This window comes from Bradyrhizobium sp. SZCCT0148 (assembly GCF_018129985.1).
In the GTDB taxonomy this organism is placed as follows: domain Bacteria; phylum Pseudomonadota; class Alphaproteobacteria; order Rhizobiales; family Xanthobacteraceae; genus Bradyrhizobium; species Bradyrhizobium japonicum_H.
The window spans coordinates 1-17,075 of record NZ_JAFCKT010000015.1; the positions used below are offsets into that span (position 1 = coordinate 1).

The window sequence follows — 17,075 nt, forward strand, 5'->3', positions numbered from 1 at the left end:
AAAATCGTGTGGTCCTGGCGCCCGGGGTCTGTGCGCCAAGTCTTGTGGTGATGTGTCTTGCTCAACCGGGCAAGCGCGTCAGCCATCCGCAAGGCGACGGGGGCAATAGCGCAACGCTCCCCGGGGAGAGCACGACATAAGCCGTCAACCCACTGCGCAGGGAAGGCCGGGATGTCCCGGCTCCACCTGTATGCCGCTGTGCAGCTTCTTGTCACGCAGGATTCGCACAGTGGACCGCGGGTGCCAGCCGGCGCCCGGCCTTCCCTGCGCCCTCTTTCAATCGAGGGCGAAGCGACGAAGCAAAGCTCGGGCGAATTGCGCCGCGAGGATGATCAATCATGTGTGCCGTTGAACACCGCTCTCGTGCCCCGGACGCAGCGCAGCGCCCCTTCGGCTTTGCGCAGCAACGCAAGCGCGTTGCAGCGCGTCCGGGACACGAGACGGCTGCTACACCGGCTTGCCCGTATACGGCATCGACGCCGTGAGGCCGCCGTCCACCGGGAACGCCTGTCCATTGACGTACGACGCCTCGTCGCTGGCCAGGAACAGGCCCATCGCCGCGAGTTCGTGCGGTTGGCCGGGACGCTTGAGCGGATTGAGCTGGCCGATCTTGTCCTGGGTGCCGCGTTCCTTGGCGCGGTCGAAGATCGGCTTGGTCATGCCGGTTTCGATCAGGCCAGGGCAGACCGCGTTGATGCGCACGCCGGTGCCGGTGAGCGAATACGCAGTGGTCTGCACCAGGCTGATCACGCCGGCCTTGCTCGCGGCATAGGGATGTCCGCTGGCGCCGGCCTTGAGGCCTGCGACGGAGGCGGTCAGCACGATGGCGCCGGACTGCTGCTTCACCATATGCGGCATCGCATGCTTCACCGCGAGGAACGGCCCGATCAGATTGATGCGCAACACCTCCTGCCACTGTTCCACGGTCTGCTCGCCGAGCGGAACCAGCCCGCCGGAGATGCCGGCGTTGGCCCAGATCACGTCGAGCCGGCCATGGGTCTTCACCGCCTTGTCGATCACGGCCATCACATCGGTTTCGGAGCCCGCGTCCGCGATCATGGCTTCCGCCACGCCGCCGGATTTCTTCACTTCGTCGACGGTCTCCTTCACCGCCTCGGAGCGATCGACTGCGATCAGCTTGGCGCCTTCCCGGGTGAACAGCAGCGCGGCAGCGCGCCCGATGCCACTGCCGGCGCCGGTGATGATGACGGATTTGCCTTGCAGGCGGCCCATGCGTTTCTCCCTCGGATGCCCCGCGCGACGCTTGCCGCGCGACGGAATTTCAAACAAGATTTCAAACGGTAAAGTGTCTTGAGACACGTTGCCTACTGACGTACAGCGACATCACAAGGGATGGAAGGGTTTCGATGGCAGCCGAGGACAAGGCGAGGGTGGTCACGACGCGGTGGTGGTGGGTTCGTCACGCGCCGGTGCGCAACGACGGCGGCAACATCTACGGACAGAGCGATCTCGCCTGCGACACCAGCGATACTTACGTGTTCAATGCCGTAGCCAAGGTGCTGCCACGCAAGGCTGTCTGGTATTCGAGCAATCTGATGCGCACGCACCAAACGGCGGAAGCGATCTGGGCGGCCGGCTACCCGAAGCCTGCGTCGATGCCATGGGAAGCAGATCTCGCCGAGCAGAATCTCGGGAAGTGGCAGGGCATGAACCGCGCCGCGTTCATCGCAAGCCGACCCGTCGGCTCGAGCTGGTTCGCCGACATCAACGAGCCCGCGCCCGGTGGCGAGAGCTTCATGGACCTCTACAACCGTACGCGCCGCACCATCGAGCGCATCAACAGCGAGGCTGGCGGGCAGGACATCATCGCGGTCGCGCATGGCGGCACCATCAAGGCGGCGATCGGCCTCGCGCTCGACGGCCAGATCGAGCGGGCGCTGTCCTTCGACATCGACAATTGCTCGATCACGCGGCTGGATTATTTCGCGAGTCCTGAGCGCTCGGTCTGGCGGTTGCCGATGGTGAACCAGCAGCCCTGGATCGCCGACGATGCGCACGCGGCGATGCATCAGCCGGCCGGACCGGAGGTCAAGAAGCTGGCGTGATCCGATCGTCCGCTCACGCAGACGCGGCGTAAGCTTGAACCAAATCAAAATCGTCCACTGGGAGAGACACATGACCTTGTTCGACATGAAGGGGAAAGTCGCCGTCATCACGGGATCGACGCGCGGCATCGGGCTTGCGATCGCCGAGCGCATGGCCGAGCACGGCGCCAAGGTCGTGATCTCCTCGCGCAAGGCCGACGTCTGCGAGCAGGTGGCCAAGGGCATCAACGACAAATACGGCAAGGGCACCGCGGTCGCGATCGCCGCCAACATCTCGTCGAAGGAGAATCTGCAAAACCTCGTCGACGAGAGCAACCGCGCCTTCGGCAAGATCGACGTGCTGGTCTGCAACGCCGCCTCCAACCCGTATTACGGCCCGCTCGCCGGCATCTCCGACGACCAGTTCAGGAAGATCCTCGACAACAACATCGTCGCCAACAACTGGCTGATCTCGATGGTGGTGCCGCAGATGATCGAGCGCAAGGACGGCTCCATCATCATCGTCTCCTCGATCGGCGGCCTGAAAGGCTCGACCATCCTCGGCGCCTATGCGATCTCCAAGGCCGCCGACATGCAGCTCGCGCGCAACCTCGCCTGCGAATACGGCAAGGACAACATCCGCGTGAACTGCATCGCGCCCGGCCTGATCAAGACCGACTTCGCCAAGGCACTGTGGGACAATCCGGAGAACCTGAAGGCCTCGACCGCGCGCTCGCCGCTGTTGCGCATCGGCGTTCCCGACGAGATCGCGGGCGCGGCGGTATTTCTGGGGTCGAAGGCCGGCGACTTCATGACCGGCCAGACCATGGTGATCGACGGCGGCGCGACGATCAGCTGAACGGTTGCTCGCAACGGCACGGCTGGGGTGGGCAGGAACCAACCCCATGCCGGGCCGTTAGACCGCGCAGTCCTGGGGATCGACGTTCAAACCAGGGGCAGGCCAGAAGCGAGACCGATGCTCCCGACGGTGATCAAGCCGCAATCGACCGACGACGTTTCCGCGATCGTCGTCACGGTCGGCGTGGCTATCCTGAGCATCATCATCGTCGGGGCACTCTATCTGGGACGGGAGATTTTCGTCCCCGTCGCGCTTGCGATCCTGCTGAGCTTCGTTCTGGCCGCGCCCGTCAGGCTGCTCCAGCGTCTTCATGTCCCACGCGCCGCTGCGGTGGTCGGCGTGGTGCTGTTCGCCTTCGCGGTGATCTTCGCGCTCGGCAGCGTGATCGCAACGCAGCTCAACGGGCTGGCCGGAGATCTGCCGCAGTACCAGAGCACCATCCTCTCCAAGATCCAGTCGGTGCGCGGCGTCGTCGGCGGCAGTTCCACGCTGGAGCGGGCTGCCGAGATGCTGCAGGACCTCGGCAAGGAGCTGGACAAGCCCAAATCCGTGCCGTCACCCAATCCGCTGACCTCGGCTCCCGCCGCAAAGACAGGCGTCAAGCCTGTGCCGGTCGAAGTGCTGCAGCCCGATCCCGGCGCACTCGAGAGCCTGCGCTCGCTGATTGCGCCTTTGGTGTCGCCGCTGGCCACGACGGGGATCATCGTGATCTTCGTGATCTTCATCCTGATCCAGCGCGAAGACCTGCGCAATCGCCTGATCAGGCTGGCCGGCTCTCATGACCTGCAGCGAACCACCGCGGCACTCGACGACGCTGCGGCACGACTGAGCCGGCTGTTTCTCAACCAGCTCATGCTCAACACCGCTTTCGGCGTGATGATCGGCAGCGGCCTGTGGCTGATCGGGATACCCAGCGCCGCGCTGTGGGGCATTCTCGCGGCCGTGCTGCGCTTCGTCCCCTATATCGGTGCGATCATCGCGGCCGCGTTCCCGCTCGTCCTCGCCGTCGCGGTCGATCCGGGCTGGTGGATGCTGGTCTGGACCGCGGCACTTTTCTTCGTCATCGAACCCCTGGTCGGTCACGTGGTCGAACCGCTGCTCTATGGCCGCACCACGGGCCTGTCGCCAGTGGCGGTCGTCGTCTCCGCGACGTTCTGGACCGCGTTGTGGGGCCCCATCGGGCTGGTCCTCGCGACGCCTCTCACCGTTTGCCTCGTCGTGCTGGGACGCCACGTCGAGCGGCTCTCCTTCCTCGACGTCATGTTCGGCGATCGTCCCGCGCTCGCACCTCCCGAAATTTTCTACCAGCGCATGCTGGCCGGCGATCCAACCGAAGCCGCCGAGAAGGCCGAGCAGTTTCTGAAGGAGCGGTCGCTTCCAGCCTATTACGACGAAGTGGCGATCAAGGGCATGCAACTGGCCCAATCGGACTTCGACCGCGCCGCGCTGGACCAGACGCGGCTCGCCCGCATCCGCGACACCGTGATCGAATTCGTCGACGATCTCTCGGATCAGGATGACGGTCACCCCGCCGGAAACGGGCAGGTCGCAGATGCCGAGGTTGTCGATGCGATCGAGGCCGTCGCGCCGTCCAGCGATCAGCCGGACATCCCTGTGCTGGATCGGGAGGCTGTCGCCGAGCGTTTCCGCGGCGAACATGCCGTACTTTGCATTGGCGGCCGGACCATGCTCGATGAGGCTGCGGCCATCATGCTCGCGCAGCTCTGCCGTGCGCACGGCGTCGGCAGCCGCGTCGAAGGTCCCGAAGCGCTGTCGACGGCCAACATCTTCCGCCTCGAGACGGCGGGCGTGGCGCTGGTCTGCCTGAATTACATCGGCATCACCAGCCCCGCGCACCTGCGCTATGCGGTGCGGCGCCTCCGGCGCAAGCTGCCCGCCGCCGCCATCATGATCGGATGCTGGGCCGAAGGGGTCGCCAATATCGACGAGCTGCGCGAGACCGCGAAGGCAGATCTGTTCGCCACCTCGTTGCGCGAAGCGACGCAGATCATCGTCTCGATGGCGCAGGGCGACGATCACTCGGTGTCGACCGAGGCGTCAGTTCGACGGGCCAGCGCCTGAACGCGCGCTACTCCACCGCCGCGTAAACGAGGTCCCTCACCAGCGTTCGCGTGTAATCGCGCTGCCCCGGGCCCTGGCTCATGAACACCGCGAACAGATCTTCCTTCGGATCGATCCAGAAGAACGTCCCCGCAATGCCGCTCCAGAAATACTGGCCGACGCTGCCGGGGAAGGGTGCGATGCCGGCCTCGCGGCGTACGGCGAAGCCGAGGCCGAAACCGTGTCCGGGCGACAGCAGGGTGCCGTTGGTCACGACGTGCGGCCCGAGGTGATCGGACGCCATCAGCTCCAGCGTCTTGCGGCCGATGATCCTGGCGCCATCGAGCGTACCGCCGTTGCGCAGCATCAGGCAGAAGCGCGCATAGTCCATCGTGGTCGAAACGAGACCGCCGCCGCCGGACTCCATGACCGGTGCCTCGTGCATGTTGAACAGCGCGACCTTGTCGCCGGTCCAGGGATCGGCCGCGAACGGCTCGGCGAGCCGGCCCGCATTGGCCTCCGAGGTCGCGAAGCCCGTCTCGGCCATCTGCAGCGGCGCGAGCACGCGCTCCGTAAGGAAGGCGCCGAGAGACTTGCCGCTGACGACCTCGATGATGCGGCCGAGGATGTCGGTTGAGCGGCTGTAGTTGAATTCCGCGCCGGGCTGGCAGACCAGCGGGAAGCTCGCGACCAGGGCAGCGTGCTCGCCGTTGGTGATCTTGCGGCTGCGGACGCGGGATTCCTGGTAGAGCTTGTGTACCGGGCCGTCGCCCTGATGCTCGTAAGTGAGGCCCGAGGTGTGACGCAGCAGGTCCTGCACCGTCATCGGCCGCACCGGCGGTACCAGCTCCAGCTTGCCATCCTTGACGATGCCGACCTGCTGGCCGGCAAACTCCGGGATGAACTTGGCGACGGCATCGCTGAGCAGGAGGTGGCCGTCCTCGACCAGCGCCATGATGGCGACCGAGACGATCGGCTTGGTCATCGAGAAAATCCGGAAGATCGAATCCCGCGTCATTGGTGCGGCAGCCATCGGACTCTGCCTGCCGAGCGCCTCGAACCAGCCGATCTGGCCGCGGCGGGATACCAGCACGGTCACCCCTGGGACGGTTCCCTTGTCGATCTCGCGCTTGAAGGCATCCGACATGGCCTGAAGGCGCGGACGCGACAGCCCGAGCGTCTCCGGGCGCGCCTCCGGCAGGGGCGGGGTAGACGGCGCGATGGCGGCCTGCGGGGCGGCTTGGGCGTTCATGGGGGCTCCCGACTGTTGTTTTTTGATGGACCGGGAAAGTGTGGCTCACATGCTCCGTAAAGAACAGATGCATTCGGCGCGGTGACCTCTGCATCGGACGCTCGGCATCGGCCGCGTGCACGGAAATACAATTCGGGGTAGACAGAAGCGGGCGGAACATCCTATTTGGGCGGGCTAATCTGGGGTAAGGGCAGGGGGCGTTGTTGAGATTGCTGCTGGGGCTGGCGCGCATCGCCGCGCTGGGCGCGTTGCTTGTGCTTGCGGGTTGCGTAACCGCCAACAATTCCCTGTCGCCGAACGACATAGCGAGCATGAAGCTGGCCGGCGTTGCGGTCAGTTTTGCACCGGACGCCCGTATACAGTGGGAGGACGGTCTCCGCGCCTATGCGGACTCGAAGGCGGTCAGCCTGGAACAGGCGGCAACAATGGCCGACACTCCGGAGGCCAAGGCTTTCATTCAGGGCCTGCTGACTCCGCGGATCAAGGCCGGCGTCGAACAGGTTCTGGCCTCCCGGCTGGCGGGCACGCGGCCGGTGCGGCTCGACATCCGGGTGAAAAGCTTGCTGTTTCCGTCGGCTATCCAGCGTGTCGTGATCGGCGGCCATCGCGGCATGATCGCCGACGCCATCCTTGTCGATGCCCGAACCGGCGCGCTGATCGTTGCTTATCCCGATCTGAACGCGTCGCTCTACACCGGGCAGGGAATCGTTGGGGCGGCGGTGCAGGCGGCTATCGACAACAACGCGACGCAAACCCCGGTGGACAAGGTGAGCGTGCGCTACGGGGAGATCTACCGGAACTGGCTCCTGAAAGATGGGGTCTAGCGCGAAGTCCGCGCATGGCGCTCGCTTCGCTCTTGCAAACCGGCTGCCCTCTGTGCTTGAAAGCGGCCCTGATCCGAAGCGGCGACGTCAGGGTCTGTAGGAGTGTAGCTCAATTGGTAGAGCACCGGTCTCCAAAACCGGGGGTCGCAGGTTCGAGCCCTGCCACTCCTGCCAGTCAAATCAATCACTTAATTCAGGTTCTGGCAGGGTAGGGGCGAGGCGTCCCGCGGGCGAATCGCCATGCGCGAGCGAAATTCGCCACCGGCGAGCCCGTCCGCTTGAGGTCAGGGGGCGGTAGGCAGGCGGTGCCTAGCGCGCCGGGGCCCGCTCCGCATCGTTGGGAAGCTGGCTGAGATCGACGTGCCGGATCGGAACGCGGCGCAGCAGCGAGAAGATGGTGCCGCCGAGCTCGAGATAGGTGCGCAGCCGCAGCGCACGGGACGACCCTTTCAGCTCCGCGTTCAGGCTCACGGGCACCTGAACGTAGGTGAGGCCGAGCTGGAGCAGCGAGATCAGGGCGCAGATCTGATAGCCGTAGCCGTCGGCCTTGACCGCGATCTGGCGCAGCCATTTCACGGGGTAGACGATCATGCTGTGGTAGTCGGACAGCCAGAAGCCGAACAGGCAGTTCAGGATGAACCGAAGCGAGTGCGACTGCAGCGAGCGATTGACCGAGCGGTCCGACTGGTTGTCGCGATAGGTGATGACGAGGTCGGCAGCGCCAGCCGCCTTGAACATCCGCGCAATACCCTCGTTCTGGAAGGCGTGATCGCCGGGGATGAGCGTGATGGCATCGAATTTCGCACGTGACAGGGCGTATTCGAAGCCGGCCCCGACACCGCGCGGCTCGGCGTTATGCTGCACGACGATACGCGGCTCGCCGGCGGCGAACTCGTCCATGATTGCGCCGGTGGCGTCGGTGCTGCCGTCATCGATCAGGAAAATCTCGAAATCGTCGAGCAACTCGCGGGCGAGCGGCAACACGCCGTCGATGGTGTCGGCGATCTTGTCCTGCTCGTTCAGTGCAGGGATGACGATCGTTAGTCTTTTTGCCGCCCTCGAAGGTGTCATCTCATGCCGCCTGTTGCCGGCCACTCTTTACTGGTGGTGCCCTGACGCAACTCTAGGTCATCTCGGCGGAGCGAACAATAAGGCGCCCGCAGATATGCCCTGCAGAACCACGAAGCCGGCGATGTGTGTGATCCAGGCAACTATTCGGAAAAATCATAGAGACTGGTATCGCCGATGCCGAAGGCCCGGCGCAGCCGTCCAACCCGGCCTGCCATCTTGCGACCCGCCGGCGTTGCCACGAAGCGTGAATTCACCGGTTCGACCAAGCCGCCGTCGACGAGGTTCCTAATTCGTCCCTGGAACAGATCTGGAACCTGTCGCTCGACGATATCCGACAGCGGAGCCCTCCGCTCGGGCCGGTCGACCACGCTGAGCAGAATTTCCAGGGAAACCGATTTGTACACTGCGCCAAAAGCGAAGACGTAACCCATCACGCAAAAACCGAAAATCGACGCGGCGTCCCAGTACTGAAATTGTGGGACGACGAGGATTCCGAGCGTCACGCCGAGACCATGGGTGAGGGCCGCGGCGATCGCGAGCAGGGTGACGGCTCCCACCGGCCATCCGCGCGTGCGGGCCATGAGCTGCAAGGCAGGCGACAGCAGGGCGAAAGTGATGGCGGCGAGAAATCCGACAACGAAGGACATCGTGGCCTCTCACCCAAGGCCCGTCGACAGACGAACGAGTTTGACGAGGCGCGCGATCGCCACCCCCTTGGCGGTCGGGGCCAGCTTTCCGTCAGCCACGATCACCATCCCCGCGCCTACCAGGAGTTTCAGGCGGTTGTGCGTGAAAGAGCCGAGATCGCCGCCCTGCATGTAGGCTACGGCCCATTGCTCCAGGTTGAGGGGACGTTCGGCCTTAACGAGTGCCGTGAGCAGCGTCAGCGTGAAGCCCCAGGCCAGCAGGCTGAACAGGATGTAGCAAAACATCATCGCGGTCGCGAGCAGGAACAGGCCGCCAAGCACGTCGTCGAAATGGCGTTCACCGGGAAGCGCGAGACAGGCGATCGCGTAGAGGGCCAGGATGCTCACGGAGCCGAGCCGGAAGCGGCGGCCGGATCCGCCAGTGGCAGCGATGCGCGCATAGCACAGCAACAGCAGCGGCAGCGCGGCACTGAGACCAATCGCAGCGGCTTGCGCCGGGCCCGGTAGCATGTTCATTGCGGAAAATAGCCCCGGAGGTCTCGCTGGCCCAGCCAGAGCGAAAGTCTATAAGAGGTCGTATTTTCCCGGTCAAGAGAGCCCATCAAGCCGCCTTGCAGACGTCGCGCAGGCGTGCGACTCCTTGCAGGCGATGCCGTTCCTCCGTCCGAGACTCCCATTGCTGCGTGCGATCATCGTCCTGCTCGTCGTGCTGCTGGCTGCGCATGCGCCGATGCTCCTGAACGACGGTCTCTTCATGGACGACTGGCTGGTGCTGAAGCCGCGTCCGGACTATTTCATCGACATCGATTTCCTGCTGAACGGTGCCGGTCATCCGATCTTTTACAGCTACGACACCTTCGCGAACTGGACAGGCGCTCCGATCATCGTGATGGTCTCGCTGGCGCTCGCCGGCATCGTCTTCGGCGCAATGTCGCTCGTGCTGACCGCAACGCGTCTTGGTCTGCTTGATCGCGCCGAGGCGGTCGGTTTCGCGCTGATCGTCTGGACCTATCCCGGCTATCAGCTGTGGGCGGGCAAGGCGAATGCCGTCTACGTCTTCAGCTTCGGGCTGCTGCTGATCGGCGCATGGCTGTTGATGCTGGCCTTCAGCGCCCGTGGCTTGCGGCGCGTGTTGCTTCGCGTGGCCTGTGCGATCGTGTTCCTGCTGAGCTTCGCACTCAACTCGACGATCGTGCTCTATGCCTTCGTGGTGCTTGGTCTCTTCGTTGCGATATGGCGAGGCGGCAAGGCGACCGACAGCTTGGTCCGCCGTACATGGCTCGCATCCTGGCGCTGCGTCTTGTTCTATCCGGAATTGATCGTGCTGCCTCTGATCTACTGGGGCACGCTCAATATCTGGTTCAAGCGGATCGGCGTCTACACGCAGCACTATGACGCCCATCTCCCGAGCTTGCGCGAATTGGCCGGGGGATGGTTGGCATTCTTCATCACCGGCTACCGGGACGTCGTGGCTCACGCGTTGCGCGCGGCAATCGCGGTCCCGGCGCTCTTCATCCTGGCGGCGGTGCTCGTCGGCATTGTCTTGCTGCTGCGTGCCGACACGAAGCCGACCACGTCCAGACTCGCGATCGCCTTGCCGCTCGGGCTCGCGATGGTCTTGTTCCTCGCATTGTCGTCGCCCTATCTGATCGCCGGCCTGCGGCCGTCGTCCACGCATTTCTACGAGAGCCGTCATCTGCTGATGTTCGGCGTGCCGTCGGCGCTGGTGTTGCTCGCGTTCAAGCGGCTGGCCGGACGTTGGGTCGCGCCCAGCGTCGCCTTTGCGATCTTGTTCGGATCGAGCTTGATCGTGTCGATCGGCATGCTGTGGAGCGACTACGTCTTCATGCAGGCGAGAACGCTGAAGCAGGAGGCGCTGACGCGCGACCTTGCCGGCCGGCCGCAGCCCGCGGCGACGGTCTATGCGCTTGATGACGGCTTTGTCGACTACCCGTCACGGCACGTCCCGTTCGGCCTCGCCGAGGTCACCGACATGCTGCGCCTTGCCTGGGGCAATCAGCCATTCTTCGGATTCGCGCTACGCGCCGAACGGCCCGACATCCTGCGGGGAATGAACGAGGCTCGGACGGCTCCGGGAAGCGCATTCCATCATTTCGATCCGAGGGGGCCGCAGGCGACGATCTCGTTCCAGCCGGGCCCGGGAGCCGCACCGAACCAGACCTTGGTGCGGAAGTATTATGCGTGCCGGTTCCTGGCGCGCTGCGATGTTGCAGATTTCCTGGCTCAACTTGCTCAGGTCACGATCACGCTGGGGCCCATCGCGGGCGTCCTGCCGCTCGAGGGCGCCAGCAAGGATGCCGCACCTAGCCGCTAGAGCGCTGTTTCCAAACGGTCTCCGCAAGCGCGATGTCGGTCACTGAATCCGCGCCGGGCGCCAAGGGTACGCCTCGTGCCGCAACATCGGACACGAAGGCGTCGGCCTGGCGCCGGAATGCCCAGCTCTTATCACCCGTCAGCCGCGTGCCCTGACCATCGTGCTCGACGATGACCTCTGCCTCCTGCTCGGCAAAGGGTGGAGGCAATTCCAGGGTCACTGCGCCGCGCTCGAAGTCGATCGTCAGTCCTTCGCGCCAGGCACCGTCCGATCCGTTCACGAGATTCAGCGTGCATTCGGTGCCGTCGAAATCGAGGATGATCCGCCCGGCGCCAGAAGCCTCGATCGCGCTTGCGGCAACCGTCGGCGACGATCCGAGCAGATAGCGCGCGAGATTGATGATATGGCTGAAGACGTTCAGAAAATTGTCGTAGCCGGGGCGCATCGCACGCGGCATCCAGTCGGGACCATCCTGCCAGAGTTCGATCCCGTCCGGTCGCGCCTCGCCGGTCATCACGAAATTGTCGTGGGAGCGGCCGGTGTCGCCGCCGAAGCACCAGCCTTTTGCCCGGACGACGCGACCGAGCGACTGGTCATTGCGCAAGCGCGTCAGCACCTGCAGCGCCCGTGCCACGCCGGCATCGTGACGCTTCATGTAGCCGATACTGTAGACGAGGTCTTGCCGCCGCGCGGCCTCGACCAACGACATGGCCTGGGCCGTCGTGTAGGCCATCGGCTTTTCCGATAGCACGTGCCGGCCGCTGTTCAACGCGTCCAGCACGATGGGGCCGGTGGCACGACGCTTGGTCACGACCACGACGGCGGACACCGAGCTGTCCGTGAGCAACTCGCGGTGCGTGCCGTAAACCTGGGGGATGCCGAATTTCCGCGCCGCGGCGGCAGCAAGGTCGGGCCGGAGATCGGCAATCGCGACGACGCGGCAGGCGGGATTGGCAGCGAAATTGGCGAGGTGGCACATCTGACCGACCATGCCCGTTCCGATGATGCCAATGCCTGGCTTCACTGGCGACGATCCCTTAGCGCTTCCGGACCACGAGGAAATGTGCCGGCTGCCCCCACGTGTTGATGAAGGCCGGATCCGACTGGGTGAGGGCGGCGACCGCGGCCGCATCCCGTCCCCCGATCGCGCCAAAGATGCGGTGGAAGCTGTCGAGCGTCGCCATGATGGCTTCGATGTCGGCGGTATCCTCGGCGAGGATGTCCGCGGTGCGGATCGTTTCGCGCAGGGTCGCCAGGCCCGAGATGACGCGCGGCAGATTCGCGCCGAACGGATCGTCGATCATGCCATCGACGTCGAGAACCAGCGCTTCGATCGATGCCGAGATTGCCCGCACGGCGTCGGGCTTGCCGACCAGATAGAGCTTTCGTCCGCCGAGGAAGCTCAGGCGGCTGCGGTCGAGATGGCGGCTGGCGCGATGCAGCTTCTCGTCGCCGGACAGCACCTTCTTGTGCCAGTAGATGTCCAGGCTGTCGCGATAGGCGGGCCATGCCGAATGAACGTCGAACCCCTGTCCGTGCGCCGCCGCGCACAAGCTGGCTGCGTCGAGGAAGTAGCGATGCCGGACGAACGGATTTTCCAGCACATCCATCAGCCAGGATTGGAAACTGCGCGTGTGCGGGATGCTGTCCCACTTCGCCTCGAACAGCATCTTCGCCGTGTCGAGCACCGCGCGACCGCTCAACGCCTTGCCGGCCGCATGGATCGCCTTGAGCGCCAGCTCGAAGAAGCCGCCATAGCGCTCGTAATAGGACACGACGGCATAACCGTCCGGATTGAGCAGCCGATGGAAGATGCCAAGCCATTTTTCGCTCGGCTGCACGGTGTAGATGAACCCTTCGGCATCGATGATGTCGAAGCGGCGATCGCTGCTGAAGCCCTCGACGTCGGCGAGTGCGAGCTCGCGGAGACGCTGAGTGAGGCCGAAATGCGCGAAGTAGGCTTCGATTTTCGGGTGTGCATGCCGGTTCGGCTCGGCGAGCGTCATGTTCGCGCCCCAACCTGCAAACACCAGCGCGTTCTCGCCGGAATCGGGGCCGAATTCGAGGACGTCGGCATCGCGAAACAGCCGCGGCGGCAGCACCAGCTTGTCCGAAAACAGCTCGCGCCGCTGGCTGGCGTAGGCCTCTAGCTCGATGGACGATTTGAAATTCCCGAACGTCGGCAGGACATCCTGACGTTCGTAATAGTTGAAGAGCTTGTCCTCAGCCATGCTGCGACCTTAGCGCCGCTTCGAGACGATCGAGCTCGCTCCAAATGTCGTTCGGCGCAAAGATCGAAACGATCTCGAGCGGACGCTTCACGCTCTCGCGCAGCCGGCCGGAGACCTTGGCCTCGTTCTCCTCGTTCACGGCCAGGAGACAGATGAGGGGGCCCGACTTGCCGGCGAGATCCTCGGGTGCGCGGATGGGAATGCCGGTGCCGGGCAGGAACAGCCCTTGGCGCTCTTTCTGGTCGTCGACCGAGAGGTCGACGAGATCCGCCAGCTCGTGGGCGTTGGTAAAGGTGCAGGCGCGGCAGCCGGCGCCATAGATGGCGATCTCGGCCCCGTCGGCGCGGGCCTTCGCGAGAATCGGGCGGAGACGCGCGCCATATTCCCTTGCGCGCTGACCGAATTTCTCGCCGACGCCGGATGGCGCAGGCGGCGGCGTCACGGCGCCCTTGGCGCGGCGGGCGGCGATCGCGAGGCTGCCGCCGCTGAAATTGTATTTCTTCACCGACACCGCCTCGAAGCCGTGGCGCGCCAGCAGCGCGAGCAGGGTCGGTTCGGTAAAATAGCTGACATGCTCCTCCCAGAGGACGGAGAGGTCCCCCACCGCCGAGCCGGGAGCGAAATCGGGGACGTCGATGAACAGCAGCCCGTCGTCGCTGAGCGCGATCTTCACGCAGTCGAAGAAGTTCTCGAAATCGACGATGTGCTCCAGCACCTGGCGCGATATGACAAGGTCGAACTTGCCGGACTGAGCGACAGCATCGTGGGCCATCTCCGGGCTGAGCATGTCGGCATAGACCTTGATGCCGCGCTCGCGGGCAATCTTGCCCGACACCGGGTTGGGCTCGACGCCGACCATGACCTTGGTGCCACGCTCGCGCAGCTTGTCCATGAACAGGCCGTCGTTGCATCCGATCTCGAACACGGACTGATGCTTGGAGAATTTCGCGATGGTGTCGAGCTCGTCCGCCTGATGCGGCTCCGGCTTCCAACTGCTAAAATTGTAGTTGAACTGCCGATAGAGAATTTCGGGATCGATTGGCTTGACGATCTGCGGCAGGCCGCAATCGCCGCACGCCAGCACCTCGAACGGAAAGCGTTCGTCCTGCTCGTTTCGGCTGCGCCGAAGCCGATGCGCGATCGGCATCAGTCCGAGATCGATGACCGGGCGCAGGTTGGTCGAATGGCAAAGGCGGCAATGATCGGTCACGGCTTTAACTCTTTGCAGGAAAACGAAGGGACGTCGGCGCCCCGGGGCGATACGCGGCGCAGTTGAAGCCTATATAGCGCCGCAGGCCGTGCCACAATTCTTAAGTTGCGCAGGGCGGGCTATTCGCAACCGCGGCGACACCATCGAGCTGGTAGCCGGTGGCATTCGTTGCGGGTTTCCCTCGTTTCGACATGCACGGAACCGGCGCGCGACGCACGCCCTAGCGGCAGGTCGTAAGCTTATCGAGAGCCGTGACGTCCGCTCGCTGGCCGTTTGGAGACAAACGGTGCTTCACCACCTCGAAGGGCTCGATTCCGTAGGCCTGCCGGTAGATGTCTTTCGATCTCGTCCGTAGCTCGGATATGCCGGTCTCGGCTTCAGGACTCAATGTTTGGCCGCCATCTTTCCACGTCAACATCCAATAGTTGGGGGTCTCGCTATGAAGTGCGAACCGTTTCTCAAGCTCGGCGCCCTGAAAGAGGTCGGAGAAACCGTTGAGCCAGAAATCGCAATTCTGCTTCTGAACATAGAACAGGTTGACCCCGAGTGACCGAAGGGTGGCTTCGGCCGTATCGGCGGTCCCCAGTGCGATATTCTTGAAGTCGCGCGCGACGTCACTCTGATAGGTGTGGATGATCTTGCCTCGCGTGAGCAGCGGCGAGAAATAGCAGGGCACCATGGCGCGGTAGCCGTTGAGTGCGAGTATCCGATCGGAGCCCGTGGATTGCTGCAGTTCATCGCAGCGTTGCCAATTGAGGCTGACTCGGGGCATCTCGATGAGAGCGCGCCCCCGGGCCGCAAAGGCGAAGGCTCCGTCGTCCCTGAAGCTCTGCCAGGGATATACGGTCGTCATCCAGGCGCAAGCGGCGAGCAGCGCCAGAATGGCGACATTGGATGCAAAGCGCCCGACGAACACGGCCGGCACCAGCCGACGCACGATGACGAGCAGCCAGAAGGCGATCGCGGCGGCCGCGAGCGGGAAGAGCGCGTTGACGTGAATGGACAGCCTGATCAGGCTCGGAATGTTCAGCGTCATGTCCAGTAGTCGAACACTGGCGACGTAGGCGATCACGATGAAGACGCCGGCGATACTCGGCAGGGGACGCGACTTCGCGGTGCCGGAGCGATACGGAAACAACTTCGAATCGAGGAACGAGATTGCGCAAGTCGCCGCCGCGATGAGAACAGCAACCAGTAGGACGGACTTGGCCTGCCTGATGAAGGCGACCAGGCCCGCCTTGCTGAGGAAATCGCTGACCTCAAGCGACTGCGACAGGACGAAGAAATCAAGAATATCGAGGCTGCCGAACTGCGAGAAACGCTCGACCGATGCGATCTTTCGAAAGAGCGAGTACGGGTTGGTCGCAGGGATTCCGAGGTAGAGATAGTTGATGGAAAAGGCCAGGATGCACCCGGCAACCGCTCCAAATCCGAGCAACAGGCTGGTGACGAGGCCGGATCGGTCGCGCTGAAGAACCTTGGTGCACACGCCCAGCGACGAAATCAGGAATACGAAGGCTGCATAGAGCGGATAGGAGGCGGCGACGGCAAGTCCGCAAATGCCGGCAGCAAGCCGGTCGCGTGCCTGGGACGATCGGATGACGACCAGCAGGAAGTAAACGAAGAATGCCGCTGTCTGCAGATGGTATTTGCCGAACTCCATGATGTAGAGGCCGGCCTTGACGCTCGGCATCGTGCGGGGCCATGCCAGGCCAAGGATCGCCACGCCGAGTGCAATCGGGATCGCCGCGTCTTCCCATCGGCGTCCCAGAGCCTGCAACGGCAGGACGATGCGAGCGAGCTCAAAAATGACCGCGCCGATGCCGACGAAGTAGAGAAACGAAATGATCTGGGCAACGTGAGGCGGTAGAAATGTGGCCATCAACAGATGAAGCCCATTTCCATGTCCGATCTCGAAGTCGGAGAAGATGGGGTTGTCGGCCGCAAGCCAGATGCTGTGGTTTCTCGCAACCTCCGCAAGATACGGTGCGTATAGCTGCTGAACGTCGGTCGAAATGACGTCGGGGATGACGGCGCGATCGAGGAACACCGTCGCCAGAAGCCAAAGACCCATCAGAGACGTTGCGATGAGCGGCAGAGTCAGCGCAAGTTTCTCCGGCTTGACAGAGTGGCGGCTATCCCACAGCAACATCACCGTCGCAAGCCCGAGAACGATCTGCGGGTACAGGATCGAGAGAGCGCCGAAGCCAAATCCCGTCAGGATGAGCGCGGCCGCGCCGACAAAAAACTCGTCGACGCGCTGAGTGGGCTCATGATTGATGAGCGAAAACGTCAGGCGTCCGGTGGCCATGATCAGCCAGCCGAGATACGGCGTCAGGACGATCCAGGCGAGGACGTAAAATCGCGTCGTCCAGCCGCCATCGAACAGCAGCGCACGGTAGGTCCCGGTTCGGTTCACGAACCATATGGAAAGCGCTGCGGGCACGAAGATGAGGACACGCGGCCACCACGTTTCGATGATGGCGCGCACACCCAGCACGCCAGCCGGCATCGTTTGATCTTGTCCTGAACTGTTCATG

General features: G+C 63.8%; 14 protein-coding genes and 1 tRNA gene. 6 read left to right on the plus strand and 9 right to left on the minus strand.

The window, feature by feature from the left end; all coding sequences use genetic code 11:
* Window positions 1-447: 447 nt before the first annotated feature.
* Entirely contained in the window at window positions 448-1,233 is a 786-nt protein-coding gene (locus tag JQ580_RS28915) for an SDR family NAD(P)-dependent oxidoreductase (RefSeq protein ID WP_212284021.1), read from the minus strand.
* A 134-nt stretch (window positions 1,234-1,367) separates the two neighbouring features.
* On the opposite strand from JQ580_RS28915, the gene JQ580_RS28920 reads away from it, so the two are divergent.
* The 3 genes from JQ580_RS28920 (at window position 1,368) to JQ580_RS28930 (ending at window position 4,986) form a co-directional block, all read left to right on the plus strand.
* Window positions 1,368-2,066, plus strand: a complete 699-nt coding sequence (locus tag JQ580_RS28920; protein WP_212284023.1) for a histidine phosphatase family protein — start codon at window positions 1,368-1,370, stop codon at window positions 2,064-2,066.
* A 70-nt stretch (window positions 2,067-2,136) separates the two neighbouring features.
* Entirely contained in the window at window positions 2,137-2,904 is a 768-nt protein-coding gene (locus tag JQ580_RS28925) for an SDR family NAD(P)-dependent oxidoreductase (protein WP_212284025.1), read from the plus strand.
* A 117-nt stretch (window positions 2,905-3,021) separates the two neighbouring features.
* Window positions 3,022-4,986 carry an AI-2E family transporter gene (locus JQ580_RS28930; RefSeq protein WP_212284027.1) on the plus strand — a complete coding sequence of 655 codons (1,965 nt, stop codon included), beginning with the start codon at window positions 3,022-3,024 and terminating at the stop codon, window positions 4,984-4,986.
* Between the two features lie 7 nt (window positions 4,987-4,993).
* Here JQ580_RS28930 and JQ580_RS28935 read toward each other — a convergent pair whose 3' ends face one another.
* Entirely contained in the window at window positions 4,994-6,217 is a 1,224-nt protein-coding gene (locus tag JQ580_RS28935; RefSeq protein WP_212284029.1) for a serine hydrolase domain-containing protein, read from the minus strand.
* A 203-nt stretch (window positions 6,218-6,420) separates the two neighbouring features.
* On the opposite strand from JQ580_RS28935, the gene JQ580_RS28940 reads away from it, so the two are divergent.
* Window positions 6,421-7,041 (plus strand): hypothetical protein, encoded by a 621-nt coding sequence (locus JQ580_RS28940; protein WP_212284031.1) that lies wholly within the window; start codon window positions 6,421-6,423, stop codon window positions 7,039-7,041.
* 98 nt (window positions 7,042-7,139) lie between these two features.
* Window positions 7,140-7,215 (plus strand) — tRNA-Trp (locus tag JQ580_RS28945).
* Window positions 7,216-7,350: 135 nt separating this feature from the next.
* Here the strand turns inward: JQ580_RS28945 and JQ580_RS28950 are convergent.
* From JQ580_RS28950 to JQ580_RS28960, 3 genes are all read right to left on the minus strand, one after another.
* Entirely contained in the window at window positions 7,351-8,112 is a 762-nt protein-coding gene (locus JQ580_RS28950) for a glycosyltransferase family 2 protein (RefSeq protein WP_212284033.1), read from the minus strand.
* Between the two features lie 140 nt (window positions 8,113-8,252).
* Window positions 8,253-8,759: a hypothetical protein gene (locus JQ580_RS28955; RefSeq protein ID WP_212284035.1), complete on the minus strand. Its 507-nt coding sequence runs from the start codon at window positions 8,757-8,759 to the stop codon at window positions 8,253-8,255.
* Between the two features lie 9 nt (window positions 8,760-8,768).
* Window positions 8,769-9,275, minus strand: coding sequence for a hypothetical protein (locus JQ580_RS28960; RefSeq protein ID WP_212284037.1), 507 nt, complete (start codon window positions 9,273-9,275; stop codon window positions 8,769-8,771).
* 160 nt (window positions 9,276-9,435) lie between these two features.
* Here JQ580_RS28960 and JQ580_RS28965 point away from each other — a divergent pair, with 160 nt between their 5' ends.
* Window positions 9,436-11,094: a hypothetical protein gene (locus JQ580_RS28965; protein WP_249134521.1), complete on the plus strand. Its 1,659-nt coding sequence runs from the start codon at window positions 9,436-9,438 to the stop codon at window positions 11,092-11,094.
* On the opposite strand, the gene JQ580_RS28970 is transcribed toward JQ580_RS28965, so the two are convergent.
* From JQ580_RS28970 to JQ580_RS28985, 4 genes are all read right to left on the minus strand, one after another.
* Window positions 11,084-12,118 carry a Gfo/Idh/MocA family protein gene (locus JQ580_RS28970; RefSeq protein WP_212284038.1) on the minus strand — a complete coding sequence of 345 codons (1,035 nt, stop codon included), beginning with the start codon at window positions 12,116-12,118 and terminating at the stop codon, window positions 11,084-11,086. The two genes, JQ580_RS28965 and JQ580_RS28970, sit on opposite strands and share 11 nt — an antisense overlap.
* A gap of 13 nt (window positions 12,119-12,131) precedes the next feature.
* Window positions 12,132-13,325: a class I SAM-dependent methyltransferase gene (locus JQ580_RS28975; RefSeq protein ID WP_212284040.1), complete on the minus strand. Its 1,194-nt coding sequence runs from the start codon at window positions 13,323-13,325 to the stop codon at window positions 12,132-12,134.
* Window positions 13,318-14,535, minus strand: a complete 1,218-nt coding sequence (locus tag JQ580_RS28980) for a class I SAM-dependent methyltransferase (protein WP_212284042.1) — start codon at window positions 14,533-14,535, stop codon at window positions 13,318-13,320. The genes JQ580_RS28975 and JQ580_RS28980 overlap by 8 nt, the downstream gene beginning before the upstream one ends.
* 220 nt (window positions 14,536-14,755) lie before the next feature.
* On the minus strand, window positions 14,756-17,047 hold the full coding sequence (locus JQ580_RS28985) for a hypothetical protein (RefSeq protein WP_249134522.1): 2,292 nt from the start codon (window positions 17,045-17,047) through the stop codon (window positions 14,756-14,758).
* Between the last annotated feature and the right edge of the window lie 28 nt (window positions 17,048-17,075).